The organism is Microbacterium sp. nov. GSS16 (assembly GCF_028198145.1).
GTDB lineage: Bacteria > Actinomycetota > Actinomycetes > Actinomycetales > Microbacteriaceae > Microbacterium.
Genome location: NZ_CP116338.1, coordinates 253,423 through 269,686, shown reverse-complemented (window position 1 = coordinate 269,686; position 16,264 = coordinate 253,423). Strand labels below are relative to the sequence as shown.

12 protein-coding genes and 1 pseudogene are annotated in these 16,264 nt (G+C 69.0%); 10 read left to right on the top strand and 3 right to left on the bottom strand.

The features are described 5' to 3' along the window. The first annotated feature begins 101 nt into the window (after positions 1 to 101). Both PGB26_RS01240 and PGB26_RS01235 read left to right on the top strand, forming a co-directional pair. Positions 102 to 734, top strand: a complete 633-nt coding sequence (locus PGB26_RS01240; protein ID WP_271639706.1) for a DUF4194 domain-containing protein — start codon at positions 102 to 104, stop codon at positions 732 to 734. After that, positions 731 to 4,078: an ATP-binding protein gene (locus PGB26_RS01235; RefSeq protein WP_271638493.1), complete on the top strand. Its 3,348-nt coding sequence runs from the start codon at positions 731 to 733 to the stop codon at positions 4,076 to 4,078. Before PGB26_RS01240 ends, PGB26_RS01235 begins: the two co-directional genes overlap by 4 nt. Before the next feature lie 215 nt (positions 4,079 to 4,293). Here PGB26_RS01235 and PGB26_RS01230 read toward each other — a convergent pair whose 3' ends face one another. Next, positions 4,294 to 5,682, bottom strand: coding sequence for an HNH endonuclease signature motif containing protein (locus PGB26_RS01230; RefSeq protein WP_271638492.1), 1,389 nt, complete (start codon positions 5,680 to 5,682; stop codon positions 4,294 to 4,296). A gap of 171 nt (positions 5,683 to 5,853) precedes the next feature. Here PGB26_RS01230 and truA point away from each other — a divergent pair, with 171 nt between their 5' ends. The 8 genes and pseudogenes from truA to PGB26_RS13865 form a co-directional block, all read left to right on the top strand. Continuing rightward, entirely contained in the window at positions 5,854 to 6,702 is an 849-nt protein-coding gene (gene truA / locus PGB26_RS01225; protein WP_271638491.1) for a tRNA pseudouridine(38-40) synthase TruA, read from the top strand. Between the two features lie 64 nt (positions 6,703 to 6,766). After that, a complete protein-coding gene (locus PGB26_RS01220; RefSeq protein ID WP_271638490.1) occupies positions 6,767 to 7,435 on the top strand; it encodes an endonuclease/exonuclease/phosphatase family protein in 669 nt (222 codons plus the stop codon). 177 nt (positions 7,436 to 7,612) lie between these two features. Then, positions 7,613 to 8,059 (top strand): 50S ribosomal protein L13, encoded by a 447-nt coding sequence (gene rplM, locus PGB26_RS01215; RefSeq protein WP_182252391.1) that lies wholly within the window; start codon positions 7,613 to 7,615, stop codon positions 8,057 to 8,059. Positions 8,060 to 8,086: 27 nt separating this feature from the next. Then, positions 8,087 to 8,572: a 30S ribosomal protein S9 gene (rpsI, locus tag PGB26_RS01210; protein ID WP_099195945.1), complete on the top strand. Its 486-nt coding sequence runs from the start codon at positions 8,087 to 8,089 to the stop codon at positions 8,570 to 8,572. 17 nt (positions 8,573 to 8,589) lie between these two features. Then, positions 8,590 to 9,954 carry a phosphoglucosamine mutase gene (gene glmM, locus PGB26_RS01205; protein ID WP_271638489.1) on the top strand — a complete coding sequence of 455 codons (1,365 nt, stop codon included), beginning with the start codon at positions 8,590 to 8,592 and terminating at the stop codon, positions 9,952 to 9,954. Between the two features lie 347 nt (positions 9,955 to 10,301). Further along, entirely contained in the window at positions 10,302 to 11,807 is a 1,506-nt protein-coding gene (locus PGB26_RS01200) for a class I adenylate-forming enzyme family protein (RefSeq protein WP_271638488.1), read from the top strand. After that, positions 11,804 to 12,649, top strand: coding sequence for an SGNH/GDSL hydrolase family protein (locus PGB26_RS01195; RefSeq protein WP_271638487.1), 846 nt, complete (start codon positions 11,804 to 11,806; stop codon positions 12,647 to 12,649). The genes PGB26_RS01200 and PGB26_RS01195 overlap by 4 nt, the downstream gene beginning before the upstream one ends. Further along, positions 12,552 to 12,833: pseudogene (locus PGB26_RS13865) on the top strand (4'-phosphopantetheinyl transferase superfamily protein); the annotation flags it as partial. The gene PGB26_RS01195 and the pseudogene PGB26_RS13865, both read left to right, overlap by 98 nt. A 240-nt stretch (positions 12,834 to 13,073) precedes the next feature. On the opposite strand, the gene nadE reads toward PGB26_RS13865, so the two are convergent. Together nadE and asnB are read right to left on the bottom strand one after the other, a co-directional pair. Beyond that, positions 13,074 to 14,069 (bottom strand): NAD(+) synthase, encoded by a 996-nt coding sequence (gene nadE, locus PGB26_RS01190; RefSeq protein WP_271638486.1) that lies wholly within the window; start codon positions 14,067 to 14,069, stop codon positions 13,074 to 13,076. Position 14,070: 1 nt separating this feature from the next. Next, positions 14,071 to 16,104 carry an asparagine synthase (glutamine-hydrolyzing) gene (gene asnB, locus PGB26_RS01185; protein WP_271638485.1) on the bottom strand — a complete coding sequence of 678 codons (2,034 nt, stop codon included), beginning with the start codon at positions 16,102 to 16,104 and terminating at the stop codon, positions 14,071 to 14,073. Between the last annotated feature and the right edge of the window lie 160 nt (positions 16,105 to 16,264).

The following is a 16,264-nucleotide window of genomic DNA, read 5'->3' as shown; positions in this document are numbered from 1 at the left end:
GCGCCGGTGCGGATGCCGCGGAACCGGCGTTCGGCATCCCCGAACAGGCCGACGACCGCACGGACGCGCAGCCCGACGCGCCGTTCATCGCCCCCGTCGCGATGGAGGATGACCCCGACGAGCTCTTCCCCGGCGATCGCGGCACCCTCGATCCGGAGGTGCGACGCGTGCTCGTGCACGTGCTGCAGCGCCGGTTCCTCAGCGCCGACAGTCGTTCCGAGTGGGCGCTGCTGCTCGAGCACCAGCAGCTCATCGAGTCGCGCATGCACGACCTGTACCTGCGTCTGGTCGTCGACCTCGGGCGCGGTGTGGCCTACAAGCAGCAGGTGCGCTCCGACGAGTTCGAAGTGCCGATCCTGCTGAAGGATGCCCCATACAACCGCACCGAGACGCTCGTGCTCGTGCACCTGCGCACGGTCTTCCAGCGCGAGTCGGCCGCGGGCGAGCCGGCCCCTCGTATCGACGTCGAAGACATCGAGCAGACGGTGCTCAGCTATCTGACGGATGCCGACGGCAGCACCGCCCGCCAGCAGAAGGCGATCCGCGCCGCGCTCGACCGGCTCGACCGCGAGGGCGTGATCGACGAGGAGACTCTCGGCCGCTATCGGATCAGCCCGCTGGTCGAGGTGGTGCTCAGCGCCGAGAAGCTCGCCGAGCTGCGCGCGTGGCTGCGCGAGCAGGCGGCGCAGCAGGCATCCCGTGCCGAGAGAGCCCAGAAGGAGGCAGCGCTGTGACGATGCTCGAGACGCTCTTCGGGCTGATCCCCGCCGACTCCCGTGGTCAGCAGTGGGTCGCCGAAGACCTGCAGCTGGTCAACTGGGGCGGCTACGACGGCGGCCCGCACCGAGTGCGCTTCTCGCCGACCGCGACCATGCTCTGCGGCGGGTCGGGGTCGGGCAAGTCGACGCTGATGGATGCCTACATCGCCCTGATGATGCCGCACACGACGCCGTTCAACGGCGCCTCCAACGGCGGGATCACCGGTCGCCCAAGGGGCGATGAGCAGCGCAACATCCTCTCGTACGGCCGCGGCAAGATCGACGAGTCGCGCACCGACGAGGGCACCAAGCTGCGCGTGCTGCGCGGCGACGGCGAAGACACCTGGACGGCCATCGCGATGACGTGGCTCGACCACGACGGCTCGCGCTTCACGGCGCTGCGCGCCTGGTACATCCCGGCCGGCGCGCGCATCCTCGAAGACACCGTGCGGGTGCGGGCGACGACCGACGGCTTCTTCGACCTCGCACGCCTCGAAGAGGCAGCTTCTCAGCGCCTCGCCGACTCGGCGCTGCGCGCGCTCGGCCTCGAGACCCTCGGCACCGACCGCGAGTTCTCGGCCCGCCTGCATGCCGTGCTGGGCATCGGTGCGGCGGGGTCGGGTGCGAAGGCGATGAGTCTGCTCGCGCGCATCCAGGCCGGTCAGCAGATCACGACGGTCGACGACCTGTACAAGCGGCTGGTCCTCGAAGAGCCCGAGACGATGGCGACGGCGGATGCCGTGGTCGCGCACTTCGACGAGCTCGAGAGCACCCGGGCGAGCATGATCACCGCGCGTCAGCAGGTGAACGCGCTGGAGCCGATCGCGGGCATCCGGGAGCGGATCACGGCAGCGGCTGAGCAGGTGCGATTGATCGACGAGGTGGGCGACTTCGCATCCCCCGACTCGCGCGCCACCCTGTGGCGGGCCGAACGCCGCCTCGATCTGCTGCGCGAGGTCGAAGACGAGCTGCGCGAGCGCACGCACGCCCTCGACCTGACCCTGCGCGAGAAGAAGGCCCTGGTCGACGCCGCCGAAGCGGAGCGCGACGGTCTGCTCGACCTGCTGCGCCAGTCGGGTGGCGACCGGCTCGAGACCGCACAGCGCGAGCTGCGCGCGGTCGAACGGCGCCTCGCCGAGGTGCGGCGCGAGCGCGACCGGTTCGACACCGTGCTGGCCGAACTCGGGCTGTCGGCCAGCACGGCCGAGGAATTCGCCGAGGTGCAGGCGGCCGCCCGTGCCGCACAGTCCGAGGCATCCGCTCGACGGCAGGCCCGGGCGACGTTCGCCGAGGCCGAATCCGCCAGGCAGGCGCTCGCGAAACGCCGGCGAGCGCTCGCCGAAGAGCGCGCGGAGGCGGATCGGCTGCGCGGCAGCATCCCTCCCGCCCTCGACCGGGCGCGCATGCTGCTGGCCGAGGCCGCCGGTCTCGACACCGACGACCTGCCCTTCGTGGGTGAGCTGATCGAGGTGCGCACCGAGTTCGAGCCGTGGCGCGAGGCATTCAACCTCGCTCTCGGCGGGTTCGCCACGACGCTGCTGCTCGACGACGCGCACATCGACCGGTTCCGCGCCGCGATCGACGAGGTGCGCCTGCCGATCCGGCTGCGCTACGAGGGAGTGCAGACCGGGCTGGCGTCGGCCGATCTCGCCGACGCCCGTACGCTCCCCGGCCGGCTCGACCACCGCCCGACGCCGTTCACGGGCTGGCTGCAGCAGCGCCTCGACGAGCGCTTCGGGTTCGTGTGCGTCGACTCGTCGGCGCAGCTGAGCGCGCACGCGATGGCGCTCACGATCGCGGGGCAGATGTCTCAGGGCAACCGCGGGGCGCACGGCGGGCATGGCCGCGAGAACGTGCTCGGCTTCTCGAACGAGCGGCGTCTGCGTGCGCTCGACGAGCAGGCCGCGGCTCTCGAGGCGGAGGTCGCGGTAGCGACCGCCGCGGTGACCGACGCCGAGGCGGCGATGGATGCCATCGAGCAGCGCTCGACGGCGTTCGCGATGATCCACGACCTGACCTGGGAGCAGGTCGACGTCGCCTCGCTCGCCGCGGAGGTCGAGCGGTGGCAGGCCGTCGAGGCCGAGGTGACGACCGCGAATCCCGAGATCGCTGACCTGCGCGAGCGGGTCGAGAGCCTCAAGGTGCGCGCGGCCGTGCTGCGCGACGAGATCGGGGCGCTCGGCGCGCAGCGCGCGGACACGCAGGAGCGCTGGGGCGCGGTGACCGACGACGTCGACGAGTGCCAGCGCGTGGTCGACGAGGCGGCGGAGATGTCGGTCGGTGACGCGCAGGCGGCGTTCCTCGATGAGCGCTTCATGCTCTCGGCGTCTGACGACGGCGAGGGGTTGTCGGCGAGCGACCGGCTGGCCCGGCTGAACCTGGCGCTGAAGTCGGCGGCGGCGCGTCTGGCATCCGACCGCCGCGCGGCCGAGGAGGCGCACGACGAGCAGCGCGAGCGGATGCGGCAGCTCATGTCGTCGTTCCTCGAGCGGTGGCCGAACCTCAACCTGCTGCCGGATCCGGATGCCTCGGTGCCCGAGTTCCTCGGGATCCTCGAGGCGCTGCGCACGAACGGGCTGCACGAGCTCGAGAGCGAATGGCGCGACAGCCTGCTGGGCCTGTCGGGCAACGACCTGACCAGCCTCGATTCGACCCTCAGCCGATCGGTGCGCGAGATCAGGGAGCGGATCGAGCCGATCAACAGCATCATGCGTGAGCTGCCGTTCTACGACGACCGGCATCGCCTGCAGATCTCGCCGCGCGAGAACCAGTCCGAGGCGCGCAAGCGCTTCCGCCGCGAGCTGCGCGAGGTGCGCGGGCTGATCGAGGCGGCGTCGACCGACGACGAGCGCGAGCACGCGTACAAGCGGATGAGCCGGCTGATCGGGCGCATGCGCCGCACCGCTCCCGACTTCGCCGAGCTGATCGACGTGCGCAACCACGTGCGGGTGTCTGCCGAGCGGGTGCTCGCCGAGACGGGGGAGCACGTCGCGCTGTACGACCACATCGGCGAGAAGTCTGGTGGCGAGTCGCAGGAGCTGGTCGCGTTCATCGTCGGCGCGGCTCTGCGGTACCAGCTGGGGGATGCCGGCGCCTCGCGCCCGCGCTACGCGCCGGTGTTCATGGACGAGGCCCTCATCAAGGCCGACGCCCACTTCACGAAGCGCGCGATCGGCGCGTGGCGGGGGCTGGGGTTCCAGCTCGTGATCGGCGCGCCGAACGACAAGTACAGCGCCATCGAGCCGCACGTCGACGTGGAGTACACGATTCTCAAGGACACCCGTGGGCGATCGTGGGCGAAGCCGAAGGTCGCGGTCTGAGCGAGTGGTCTGAGCGAGCGATGGCGGGGCAATCCGGGTGAGGCGGCACTGCGCGGTCGAGTCGCACGGCAGGTCCGGGCCGCACGGCAGATCCGGGCCGCACGGCAGGTCCGGCTCGCACGGCAGGTCCGGGTCGCACGGCAGGTCCGGGTCGCACGGCAGGTCCGAGTCGCACGGCAGGTCTGGGTCGCACGGCAGGGGCAGAGCTGATGTGCTCAGGCGGCGATGTCGTAGCGGGCTCTGCCGCCGGGGCGTGGTGTCCGGATGGGGTCGATGTGGGGTGGTGGAATGAACCACACTCGTCCCCTGGTGCCGGATCGGGTATCGGTGTTCTCGATCCGGATGTCCCACCCGTTGTCGTGGATGCGGTGGTGGCAGGTGGAGCACAGCAGGATGCCGTTGCTGAGGTCGGTGGGTCCGGTGTCTCGGTTCCACCATCTGATGTGGTGCACTTCGGTCATGTTGGGCGGGAGTCCGCACATCGCGCATCCGCCGTCTCTGTCGACGAGGGCGAGTTTCTGAGTCCGGGTGAAGAGTCGTTTCTCTCGGCCCCAGTCGAGGATCTCGCCGGCGCTGTCGAGCACGCAGGGGATGACGCTGCCGCTGGCGGCCATCCGCCGGATCGCGGTGACGGAGATGGGCTGGTCGATCCCGTCGATGGTTCCGGAGCCGGTTCCCGCTTCGAGATCCGATGCGTTGATGCGGACGATGACGGTGGCGCCGGCGACGGGCATCCGGCTGTCGCAGTCGAGCACGTGGGCGCAGAACAGGGTGAGGGCGTCGGCGCGCATCATGGTGACGGTGCGCTGATCGGCATCCGCCCCACCGGCATCCGCGCCATCGGCATCCGCGATGCCCGCGCCGGCCAGATCTTTGCGGGCCTGGAACTGTGCCGACACGTACCCGTCGATCGCCGCTTTGATCGGTGCGCCTTCTTCGACCGGGGTGACGAGATTGAGGTGCAGCATGCCGTCGCGTTCGAACATGCTCAGCGACCGCGCCGCGCGTCGCTCTTCTTCTCGCGCTTCGAGCTTGTCGGCTTCGAGCACCGTTTCGGCGCGCTTGACGAGGCGGCGCACGTCATCCAGCGACAGTCCCACGGCCCGCTCGACGAGCTGCTGCTCGACATCCGCCACAAGATCTTTGTCGGCCCCGACCCGCGCCCGGTCGAGGAACTCCACGATCACCGCCGCCCCGGCGCCACCCAACCGGCCCGAGGTGACGGCACCCTGCACGGCCGGGTACTTCGCCGGCGCGGGCTCGCCGAGCAGGTTCTGCCGGGGCGCGATCGCCTCGCCGACTTTCACCAGCCGCGCCGCGTCTCCCGCGCTGGTGCCGGTGGTGGTCGCGATGAGCTGGGCGGTGTTGCGGAATCCTTGCTGCTTCGCCAGCGACTCGGCACCGAGTTCCGGTCGGGATTCGTGCGCGATGGCCGCGGCGACGTCGGCCTGCAGGGCATCCAGCGCCCGCCGCGCGGAACCGATGGCGCGGGTCAGCGACACGAGGTCCGACCGGTCGAGGTCGGCCGCGGTCGAGGCATCCGCCCACACCCCGGCGAGAGCCGTGACGGCTTCTCGCAACGGATCCAGAGCGGGTGCTGACATGTGAAAAGCCTAAACGCCGGCCAACCACAAGTCAAGCAAAACTACGAAGAAAACTGTAGAAGTTCTTCACAAGTATCGAAACTATATGCGACTCGATGGAACGAGTCGGTCAGGCATCCTGGGCATCAACCGCCGACATCCGCGGCCGGCGCTCGCGTCTAGGCTGAATACGTGCGCATCCGCCTCGACATCGCCTACGACGGCACCCATTTCCGCGGCTGGGCCAAGCAGCCGGGCCTGCGCACGGTGCAGGGCACGATCGAGGCGGCGCTCGCGCGCATCCTCGGCTCCGAGGCGCAGCTGGTCGTCGCCGGTCGAACCGATGCCGGGGTGCACGCCTCGGATCAGGTCGCGCACGTCGACCTCGGTGACGCCCAGTGGGCTCGGCTGCAAACGCGCCACGGCCATGCGGCGACTGATCCTGCGGGGTCGCTCGCCCGTCGCATCCGGGGCGTGCTCGGCAACTACCCCGACGTGACCGTCACCCGCACGAGCCTTGCCCCCGAGGGATTCGACGCGCGCTTCTCGGCCGTGTGGCGCCGGTACGCCTACCGGCTCGCCGACGCGACGGTCGGCTACGACCCGATGCGCCGCAACGACACGACGACGATCCGCGCCGCACTCGATGTCGAGCGGATGGATGCCGCAGCCCGCACCCTCATCGGCCTGCATGACTTCGCCGCCTACTGCAAGCCGCGTGAGGAGGCCACCACGATCCGCACCCTGCTCGATTACCGGTGGACCCGTGATCGCGACGGCGTGCTGATCGCCGAGGTGACGGCCGACGCGTTCTGCCACAGCATGGTGCGCGCTCTGGTCGGCGCGTGCGCTGCCGTGGGGGAGGGGAAGCTCGAGGTCGCGGACGTCGCTCGGCTGCGCGACGAGCTCACCCGCACCAGCGCCTTCAAGGTGCTGCCGGCCAGGGGGCTCACGCTCGTCGAGGTCGGGTATCCGGCCGACGAGCTGCTGGCATCCCGTGCCGAGCAGACGCGCGCCCGACGTGACCGGGACGAGGAATAGTCTCGCGCGAGTCTCTCGCGCAACCCCGGTCGCGCGCTCGGATGGCGGCGGTAACGTGGCGGGCATGAGAGTGATCTCGTACAACCTTCGCAAGCATCGCGCCGCAACGGAGCTGGCCGCGCTCGTCGCCGAGCACGATCCCGACATCCTCTGTCTGCAGGAGTGCGACACCACGGCCCTTCCGGATGCCATCGGCGGACTCTCCCTTGTGCACACAACCAGCGGCAATCGGCTGGGGCTCGCGATGTACCTGCGCCGCAACACGTTCCAGGTCGAGCAGGTGCGCACGATCGGGCTGAAGAAGTCGCTGCACGATCGGGTGCTGAAGCCCGCGCACGAGCGTGTTCTCGGTGCGCAGCTGCGCGACATCGACACCGGGCGGGGGCTGATCGTCGCGTCGTTCCACGCCGCGCCCCTCACCGCGCTCAACTCGCTGCGCCGCAATCAGATCAGAGCGGGTCTCGACGCTCTGCAGGACCTCGGCCCCGGGATGCCCGTGCTCATGGTCGGCGACTACAACTACCCCGTGTTCAAAGAGAGCCTCGGCCAGACCGTGCGCGACCACGGGTACACGCTCACCCTCAGCGACGACCGCACGTACACCCGCTACCGGGTGTTCAAGGGGCATTACGACTTCGCGACCTCGGTCGGCTTCGACATCTCGAAGATCACGACCCTGCCGCAGGCCACGAGCGACCACCGCCCGATCCTGGTCACCGCTGAGGCCGAGTAGTTCGGCCTCAGCCCCCGGATGCTGTAAGCTTGACCCTTGGTGTGTGATCAACTGCGGTCGCACCCGCGAACGTGAGCCCTCCACTGGCGCGTGTTCCATCTCGGATCCTCGAGAGGGAACCCACCCCGGAGTGGGATTCACGAACCTCTCCGTTCGAATCAAGAAAGCAGCACTATCGTGACGCGCACTTACACCCCGAAGGCCGGGCAGGTCCAGCGTGACTGGATCGTCATCGACGCCACCGACGTCGTTCTCGGTCGCCTCGCCTCGCACGCCGCAGCAATCCTGCGCGGCAAGCACAAGGCCACCTTCGCTCCTCACGTCGACACCGGCGACTTCGTCATCATCGTCAACGCCGACAAGGTCGCCCTCACGGGTCAGAAGCTCCAGAAGAAGATGGCGTACCGCCACTCGGGTTACCCGGGCGGCCTGACCGCCACGAGCTACGCCGAGCTCCTCGAGAAGCACCCGGTTCGCGCCGTGGAGAAGGCCGTCCGCGGCATGCTCCCGAAGAACACCCTGGGTCGTCAGCAGCTGTCGAAGCTCAAGGTCTACGCAGGTGCCGAGCACCCGCACGCCGCTCAGCAGCCCACGCCGTACACCCTCGACCAGGTCGCCCAGTAAGCGCCATAAAGACTTAAGGACATACTCGTGGCTGAAATCCAGGACACCACCGAATTCCCGCAGAACTTCTCGACCTCGAGCCCTGAGGCCGAGGTTCAGGAGTCGGCTCCTCGCCCCGTGCTCTCCGTTCCCGGCGCCGCTGTCGGCCGTCGCAAGCAGGCCATCGCCCGCGTGCGTCTGGTTCCCGGCTCGGGCACCATCACGATCAACGGTCGCACGCTCGAGGACTACTTCCCGAACAAGCTGCACCAGCAGCTGATCAACGACCCCTTCACGGTGCTGAACCTGCAGGGTGCGTACGACGTCATCGCCCGCATCTCGGGTGGCGGCGACTCGGGTCAGGCCGGCGCGCTGCGCCTCGGCATCGCCCGTGCGCTGAACAACATCGACGCCGAGAACAACCGCCCGACCCTCAAGAAGGCCGGCTTCCTCTCGCGCGACGCTCGCGTCATCGAGCGCAAGAAGGCCGGTCTCAAGAAGGCCCGCAAGGCTCCTCAGTACTCGAAGCGCTGATCCGCACAGTTCCTCTTATGGCACTGTTCGGAACGGACGGCGTGCGGGGGCTGGCCAACGGTCAGCTCCTCACCGCCGAGCTTGCGCTCCACCTGGCCCAGGCGACTGCTGTCGTCCTGGGCCAGGGCCGTATTGCCGACGCGCGTCGCACCGTCGGCAAGCGGCTCACCGCCGTCGTCGCGCGTGATCCGCGCATCTCGGGGCACTTCCTCAGCGCCGCTGTCGAGGCGGGTCTCGCCTCGTCTGGCGTGGATGTGCTGGATGCCGGAACCCTGCCCACGCCGGCCGCGGCCTTCCTCATCTCGGATGTCGACGCCGACTTCGGCGTGATGATCTCGGCCTCGCACAACGCGGCTCCCGACAACGGCATCAAGATCTTCGCCCGCGGCGGAGTGAAGCTGCCCGATGTCGTCGAGCAGCGCATCGAGGAGACCATCCACTCCCGCGAGAAGCTGCAGCCCACCGGCGGCGACGTCGGTCGCGTGATCCGATTCGCGGATGCCGAGGACCGCTACGTCATGCACCTGCTGGCGTCCCTCCCGCACCGCCTCGACGGCATCCACGTCGTGCTCGACTGCGCCAACGGCGCGGCATCCGGAGCCTCGCCCGAGGTCTTCGCGGCGGCGGGCGCGAAGGTGACCGTCATCGGCGCCGACCCCGACGGTCTGAACATCAACGACGGCGTCGGATCGACCCACCTCGACAAGCTCGCTGCGGAGGTCATCCGCGTCGGGGCAGACGTCGGCATCGCCCACGACGGCGACGCCGACCGCTGCCTCGCCATCGACGCCGAGGGCAACATCATCGACGGCGACCAGATCATGGCGATCCTCGCGGTGGCGATGAAGAGCCGCGGCAAGCTGGTCGACGATACCCTGGTCGCCACGGTGATGAGCAACCTCGGTCTGCACGTCGCCATGCGCGAGCAGGGCATCACGGTGCGCCAGACCGCGGTCGGCGACCGCTACGTGCTCGAGGACATGACCGCGGGCGGCTATTCGCTCGGCGGCGAGCAGTCGGGTCACGTGATCATGAGCGAGTTCGCCACCACCGGCGACGGCCTGCTCACCGGTCTGCATCTGGTCGCCGAGATGGCGCGTCAGAAGAAGTCGATCGCCGAGCTCGCCTCGATCATGACGGTCTACCCGCAGGTGATGATCAACGTGAAGGACGTCGATAAGGACGCCGTCTCGGATCACGCCGGCGTGCAGGACGCGATCAAAGACGTCGAGTCGAAGCTGGGCACGACCGGCCGGGTGCTGCTGCGCAAGTCGGGCACCGAGCCGCTCGTGCGTGTGATGGTCGAGGCGGCGGATGCCGAGACCGCGCACTCCCACGCCGAGTCGCTCGCGAGCACCGTGCGACAGCACCTCGCGCTCTGAGACAGAACTAGTCGAAGAAGGCGGTCACCTGCGGGTGGCCGCCTTTCTCGTATTCTCGGGCATATGGCGCATTCGCCGGGAAGACGGGCGCGGCCCCGGCGAGTGGGGACTCAGCGGGGGCCGCTGATGCGGGCCGCTGGGGACAGCTCCGCATCTGACGCGTGGCACTGGGGATGCCGTATCGCGCCAGCGACGCGTGTGACAGCGTCGCGCTTCGACTCTAGCGCGCATGCCAGTCGAACCAGCGCTGTCCGCTCAGCAGAACGCGGCCTTCCGTCCACCAGTCGACTCTGCGTATGATCTGATCGTGCACGGCTCTGTGGGGGAGTCGGACTCTTGGGGGAGTCATGAACACAGCGCGATACCTGCTCGAGGCGGCGCCCGACGATGCGACCGCGTTCGTCGACGGTGACACGTCGTACAGCTATGGACGGTTGCGGGCGGCAGTCGCCGGGTTCGTCGGCAGATTCGACGAGCTGCGCTTGCCGCGCGGTGCTCCGGTCGCGCTGGCGGGCGCGAACAGCTTCTATTGGGTGGCCGGCTATCTGGCGACGATGGCAGCCGGGCTGGTATGCGTGCCGATGCCGGCCACACTCACCGCGGACGAGCTCCGGTCCCGCGCGCGCTGGGTCGGCTGCCAGGCCGCTGTGCTGAGCGCAGCTGAGGCACGCCGACACGAGCTGCCGCCGGGTGTCAGCGTTCTGACGGGGAAGGACGCAGAGCAGGATCTGCGTGATCCGTCGCCCGCAGCGCTCACCTTCTGCGACGTCGACGATGACAGTGACGCCGCCTACCTCTTCACCTCGGGCACGACCGCCGCACCGCGAGTCGTGCGCATCACCCACCGCAACATCCGCGCGAACACCGAGTCGATCCTCGACTACGCCGGCATCGGCCCCGACGACCGGATGCTGGTGGTGCTGCCGTTCTCGTATGTGTTCGGCGCCTCGCTGCTGCACACCCACCTTCGCGCGGGCGCCTGCCTGGTCAATCAGCCGACCTTCGTGTACCTCGAAGCGGTGGTGAAGAAGCTCGAATCGGAACGCTGCACCGGCCTGGCCGGGGTGCCCTCGACGTTCTACGCGCTCATGCGCAACAGCTCGTTCGGGTCGCGGTCGCTGCCCGATCTGCGGCAGATCCAGCAGGCGGGCGGGAAGATGTCGCCGGCGATCATCGACGAGATACGGGTCGCGCACCCGAGGGCGCGCCTTCTGATCATGTACGGACAGACTGAGGCGACGGCCCGGCTGTCGTACCTGCCGCCCGAGCAGCTCGATGGGCACACGGGGTCGATCGGGCGCGGTCTGCGCGGTGTGAGTCTGCGTGTGGTCGGCGCTGACGGCGCCGACGTGACGCCAGGGCAGGTGGGAGAGATCTGGGCGGCCGGCGACAGCATCTCGCCGGGCTATCTGAACGACGAGGTGCGCACGGCCGAGAAGATGCCGAACGGGGTGCTGCATACCGGCGACCTGGCCACGGTCGATGACGACGGATACATCTACGTGGTCGATCGGGCTGAGGACTTCATCAAGTCATGGGGGCACCGCATCGCCAGTCAGGATGTCGAGGCGACCGTGATGGAGCTGCCCGAAGTGGTCTCGGTCGCCGCGGTCGGCGTACCGCACCCGGCGGCAGGCGAGGTCGTCGCGGTCGCTGTGGTGTGTCCGGCGGGCGCCACGCTGGATGCCGATGACCTCATTGCCCACTGCCGAGCGCGGCTGCCCAAGCACATGGTTCCTGATCTCGTGCACTTCGTCGACTGGCTTCCGCTGAACAGCAGCGGGAAGGTCGTCAAACGTGAGGTGCGCGAGCAGCTGCGCGCGCTCTCGTCCGCGCGGAGCGTGCCCGCATGAACTGGCCCGCCAAGCGCATATGGCGCTGGATCGTGACATCGGCGGCGCTCGCGGCGCTCGTCGGGATCGGAGTGTGGTTCGTGGCACCCAAACCGACCGATCAGGTCGCCCTCCCCGAGGTGCGAGAGGCGCAGCTCGACACGCTCGCCGGCACCGCGGTGCTGTTCGGGCATCAGTCGGTGGGCATGAACGTGCTCGACGGGATCGCCGCGCTGTATCGCGATGCGGGTCGTGAGCCGCCGGCGATTATCGACGTCGGGGCGGATCCGGATGCCGTGCCCGCGACGCCGGCGATCGAGCACGCCTTCGTCGGTGTGAACGGCGACCCTTCGAGCAAGTTCGCGGCCTTCCGCGAGCTGGTCGAGTCGGCCGCAGGGGCGGGCGCGGATGTGGCGTTCGTCAAGCTCTGCTATCTGGATGTCACCGCCGGTACCGACACGGAGGCGGTGTTCGCCGAATACCATGCCCTCATGACCGAGCTCGAGGCGGAGCATCCCGACATCACCTTCCTGTACACCACTGTGCCGTTGACCACCGACCGCAGCTGGCGTGCGAACCTCAAGGCGCTGGTCGGTATCGATGATCAGATGGGGCCGGCTGACAACCGTGCCCGCGAGCGTTACAACGCCCTGGTCAGAGCGGAGTATGGCGGGAGTCGGCTGTTCGATGTCGCGGCCGTCCAGGCGACGCTGGCGACCGCACCGGAGGTGCGCGATCAGCGCGGTGAGAAGTACCACGTGATGAATGCGGCGCTCAGCGCCGATGCCGGGCATCTCAACGAGGCCGGCGGCCGGATCGCCGCCGTCGAACTCGTTCGGATCATCGCCGGCCTCGATGGTTGAGGCACGGCTGCACGGAGTGGGCGTCGACATCGTCGACGTACCGCGCTTCGCGCACCTCATGCACACCCGTGGCAACTCCTTCACCACGCGCTGGTTCTCATCCGATGAACGGGCGGCTTCCGCTCAGGCACCCCACCCGGCCGGTGCCCTGGCAGAGCGCTTCGCGGTGAAGGAGGCAGCGTGGAAAGCGCTGGGCGTTGCACGGGTCGGCGACGCCGTTCCCTGGGCGGAGATCACCGTGCGTGCGCTCGGGCCGACGCAGGCGTGGGACGTGCAGCTGTCGGGCTGGGTCGGGGCTCGAGTGAGTCCCGACCTCGTCGTGCACGCCCTCTCACGCCGTCTGGGTGAGGTCGCCTTGGCGATCGCGCACGCCGGCGCGCTGCCCGGTGCCGCGCAGATCGCACCGACGGCATCCGGCGGCAGGTCAGACGAGTTCCAGCCGGGACCGCTCCTCGACCGGCTCGATGAGCACCGGTGCCTCATGCAGGTAGGCGGTGCTGCGTCGCTTCTGCTCGATGTCGCGGAAGACGCGCTCGACCTGATCGGGGCGAAGATCCGCGGCTGTCGCCACCGTCTCTGCATCGACGCCGTGGTTCAGTCCGAACAGGCATAGATCCATTAGCGAGTAGGGGAGCGAGAAGTAGAATTCCTCCTGCGACTGCGGCATCGAGTAGGTGTCGGTGGTGGGCTGGCGCGAGCGGATCGACTCTGGCACGCCCAGGTACGCTGCGAGCGCATAGACCTGAGTCTTGTACAGGTGGGCGATGGGCTTTATGTCGGCGGCGCCGTCGCCGAGCTTGACGAAGAATCCCTGGTCGTATTCGAGTCGGTTGGGGGTTCCCGCCACCGCGTAGTTCAGACGATCGGCGTGATAGTACTCGAGCATCTTGCGAGTGCGCTGCTTGAAGTTCGAGGCGGCGACGATCTCGAGGTAAGCGGCAGACGTCAGTCGCGCGGTCACCTGCTCGCCCTGAGGCGATTCGGCGACCACCGAGAACAGCCGCAGAGCATCCGAGTCCACCACGCTCGGCAGCACGATCTTCGACTTCCACCCTTCGCCGAACTGCGGGATCACCGAGCGGATCGCGTCGTCGCGTCGGCGATAGCAGCCGGCGGCCGTGAGGATCGGCGTGATGTTCTCGACGACCGAGTCCACGCCGAGCCAGTCGGTGAGTTCGGTGCTGTACGACAGTGTCTCGCTCGACGACTCCTGCTCGGGCAGGTGCAGGGCGAAGACTCGCTCGGGTCCCAGCGCGCGCGCACTGAGTGCGGCTACGACGCTGGAGTCGATGCCGCCCGACACCGCAACCACCAGCCCACGGCGACGCGCCGCCGACACGTAGCGCCGTAGGCGCTCGCAGATGCGCTCGACCTCCGCGGCCTCGTCGATCGCGAGGCTCTGTGCTCCGAAATCCGTCATGTCATCTCCCCTGGTCAGCCGGCCCCATACCGGACATCCTGTGATCAACCGGCTCTCGGGTGCCGATCGTGGTGCGGTGGAACGCCGCGACCGGTGTGGGCGGCGTCGGCTCGGGCGCACGCCAGTCCTGCACGAGCATCTGGTGCAGCAGCTGCGAGGTCAGCACGGCCATCACCCGCATGTTGTCGGTGTTGCCCATGCCGCGTCCGCCGCTGCGTAGTGCCTTGTCCCAGAGCAGCTGCACGGCACGCGGGTCCCAGATGCCCGCGGCGGTGACCGCGTCGGGCGACGTCGCCTCGGTCAGCCGGCCGGGCGCGTCAGCGACGAAGATACTCGCCGCGTCGGGCGCGCGGTAGGGCTGCTTGGGCCGGTCGATGATCTCCGCCGGCACCAGGTCGGCGAACGCCCGCTTGAGCAGGTGCTTCTCGTCGAGCCCGCGCAGCTTCTGCTCGGCCGGGATGCGCGCGGCGACCTCGAAGACCCGATGATCGAGAAACGGGAAGCGTCCCTCGACCGAGGCGGCCATCAGCATCCGATCGCCCTGCGATGACAGCAGGTAGCCGGGCAGCAGGGTGCGCATCTCGAGCCACTGCGCTCGAGACAGCGGATCCCACCGGTCGGCGCCGGCGGGGATCGCTGCGATCACGCGATCGGCTGCGGCGCTTCCGGATACGCGCAGGTCGGGCGCGAGCATCGACTGGATCGAGGACGTGGTCTGCCAGCGCGGGCGGTGCGAGAGGACGAGATCGTCGGGGTCGAAGGGACGGTTGAAGAACGACTGGGCGAACGCCGGCACCTGAGCGGGCGAGCGCCGCATCCAGGGGTAGAGCTGCTCGACCAGGCGCAGCCTGGCATCCGGATCCGTCTCCTCGGCCATCAGCGCACGCACCTTCGCCTCACGGAAGATGTCGTAGCCCGCGAGCACTTCGTCGGCGCCCTCGCCGGTGACCACCACCTTGTAGCCCTCGGCGTGCACGAGCCGGGAGAGCAGCATCATGGGGGCGGGTGCAGCGCGCAGCAGCGCACTCTCGGCGTGCCACACCACCTCGGGCAGCGCCTCTGCGATGTCGCGGCCGCTGACCACGAGCTCGCGATGGGCCGTGCCCAGTCGCTCGTGCATGAGCTGCTGGTGATGGCCCTCGTCGAACTCGGCGTCGGTGAACCGCAGAGAGAAGGTGTGCACCTCGGTGTCGGCGAATCCGGCGATGACGGCTGCGGTGACCGCTGAATCGATCCCGCCGGACAGATACGCGCCGACCGGCACGTCGCTGCGTTGGAACCGCAGTCTGGTCGCGTCGACGACGGCCTCCCGCAGGCGCTCTGTGTTCTCGTCGATGTCGCGGTCGGGCTCCGAGCCCTGCGGCGGGAACGCGGGCGCCCAGTACTCGCCGGTCGTCATCCCGCGCGCGTCGATCGTCAGCCAGGTGCCTGGCAGCACCTGCCGGATGCCCTCGAACAGCGTTCGCGGAGCGCCGGCCGACCAGGTCGTCAGCAGGTCATCGAGGCCGTCGGGGTCGAGCTCGCGGCGGACGCCCGGATCGCAGAACAGCGCCTTGATCTCGGAGGCGAAGGCGACGCGCCGCCCGGTGGCAGCGTAGAACAGCGGGTGGATGCCGTAACGGTCGCGCGAGAGCACCAGCTGCCGCGCGACCCGGTCCCACAGAGCGAGCGCCCACTGGCCGTTGAAACGGCGGAAGCAGTCGGGCCCCCACTCCTCCCAGGCGTGCACGATCACCTCGGTGTCGCTGGCGGTCCGGAACCGATGCCCGCGGGCGGTCAGCTCGCGTGCCAGCTCGACGTGGTTGAAGATCTCGCCGTTGAAGACCACCCACACCCGCTCCTCCTCGCCAGCCATGGGCTGGGTGCCCCCCGCGAGGTCGACGATCGACAGCCGGGTGTGCCCGAGCGCCATGACGTCGTCGCGGTACCATCCACTGCCGTCGGGCCCCCGGTGGCGGAGCGCGGTCATCATGCGCAGGATCAGCTCGAGCGGGGCAGCCCCATCCGGGTCGTAGACGCCGCACACGCCGCACATGTCAGCACCCGCCCGCGGCGGAGGTCGAAAGAGCAGACATGCAGGGGATCATGGAGTATCCTTCTGGCTGAGCGACGCACGGCATGCAGCCGTGCTAAGCACAATAGAGCACGCGGGTCTGGGGACAAGAGGGTCGTTCTAGGGGGAACGGCAATCGCCG

What these genes read in the sequence shown, in the direction of transcription:
- PGB26_RS01240 (WP_271639706.1), top strand. Translation starts at nt 102, where the DNA reads ATGGAGGATGACCCCGACGAGCTCTTCCCCGGCGATCGCGGCACCCTC.
- PGB26_RS01230 (WP_271638492.1), bottom strand. Translation starts at nt 5,682, where the DNA reads ATGTCAGCACCCGCTCTGGATCCGTTGCGAGAAGCCGTCACGGCTCTC.
- PGB26_RS01220 (WP_271638490.1), top strand. Translation starts at nt 6,767, where the DNA reads ATGAGAGTGATCTCGTACAACCTTCGCAAGCATCGCGCCGCAACGGAG.
- glmM (WP_271638489.1), top strand. Translation starts at nt 8,590, where the DNA reads ATGGCACTGTTCGGAACGGACGGCGTGCGGGGGCTGGCCAACGGTCAG.
- PGB26_RS01200 (WP_271638488.1), top strand. Translation starts at nt 10,302, where the DNA reads ATGAACACAGCGCGATACCTGCTCGAGGCGGCGCCCGACGATGCGACC.
- PGB26_RS01195 (WP_271638487.1), top strand. Translation starts at nt 11,804, where the DNA reads ATGAACTGGCCCGCCAAGCGCATATGGCGCTGGATCGTGACATCGGCG.
- nadE (WP_271638486.1), bottom strand. Translation starts at nt 14,069, where the DNA reads ATGACGGATTTCGGAGCACAGAGCCTCGCGATCGACGAGGCCGCGGAG.
- asnB (WP_271638485.1), bottom strand. Translation starts at nt 16,104, where the DNA reads ATGTGCGGCGTGTGCGGCGTCTACGACCCGGATGGGGCTGCCCCGCTC.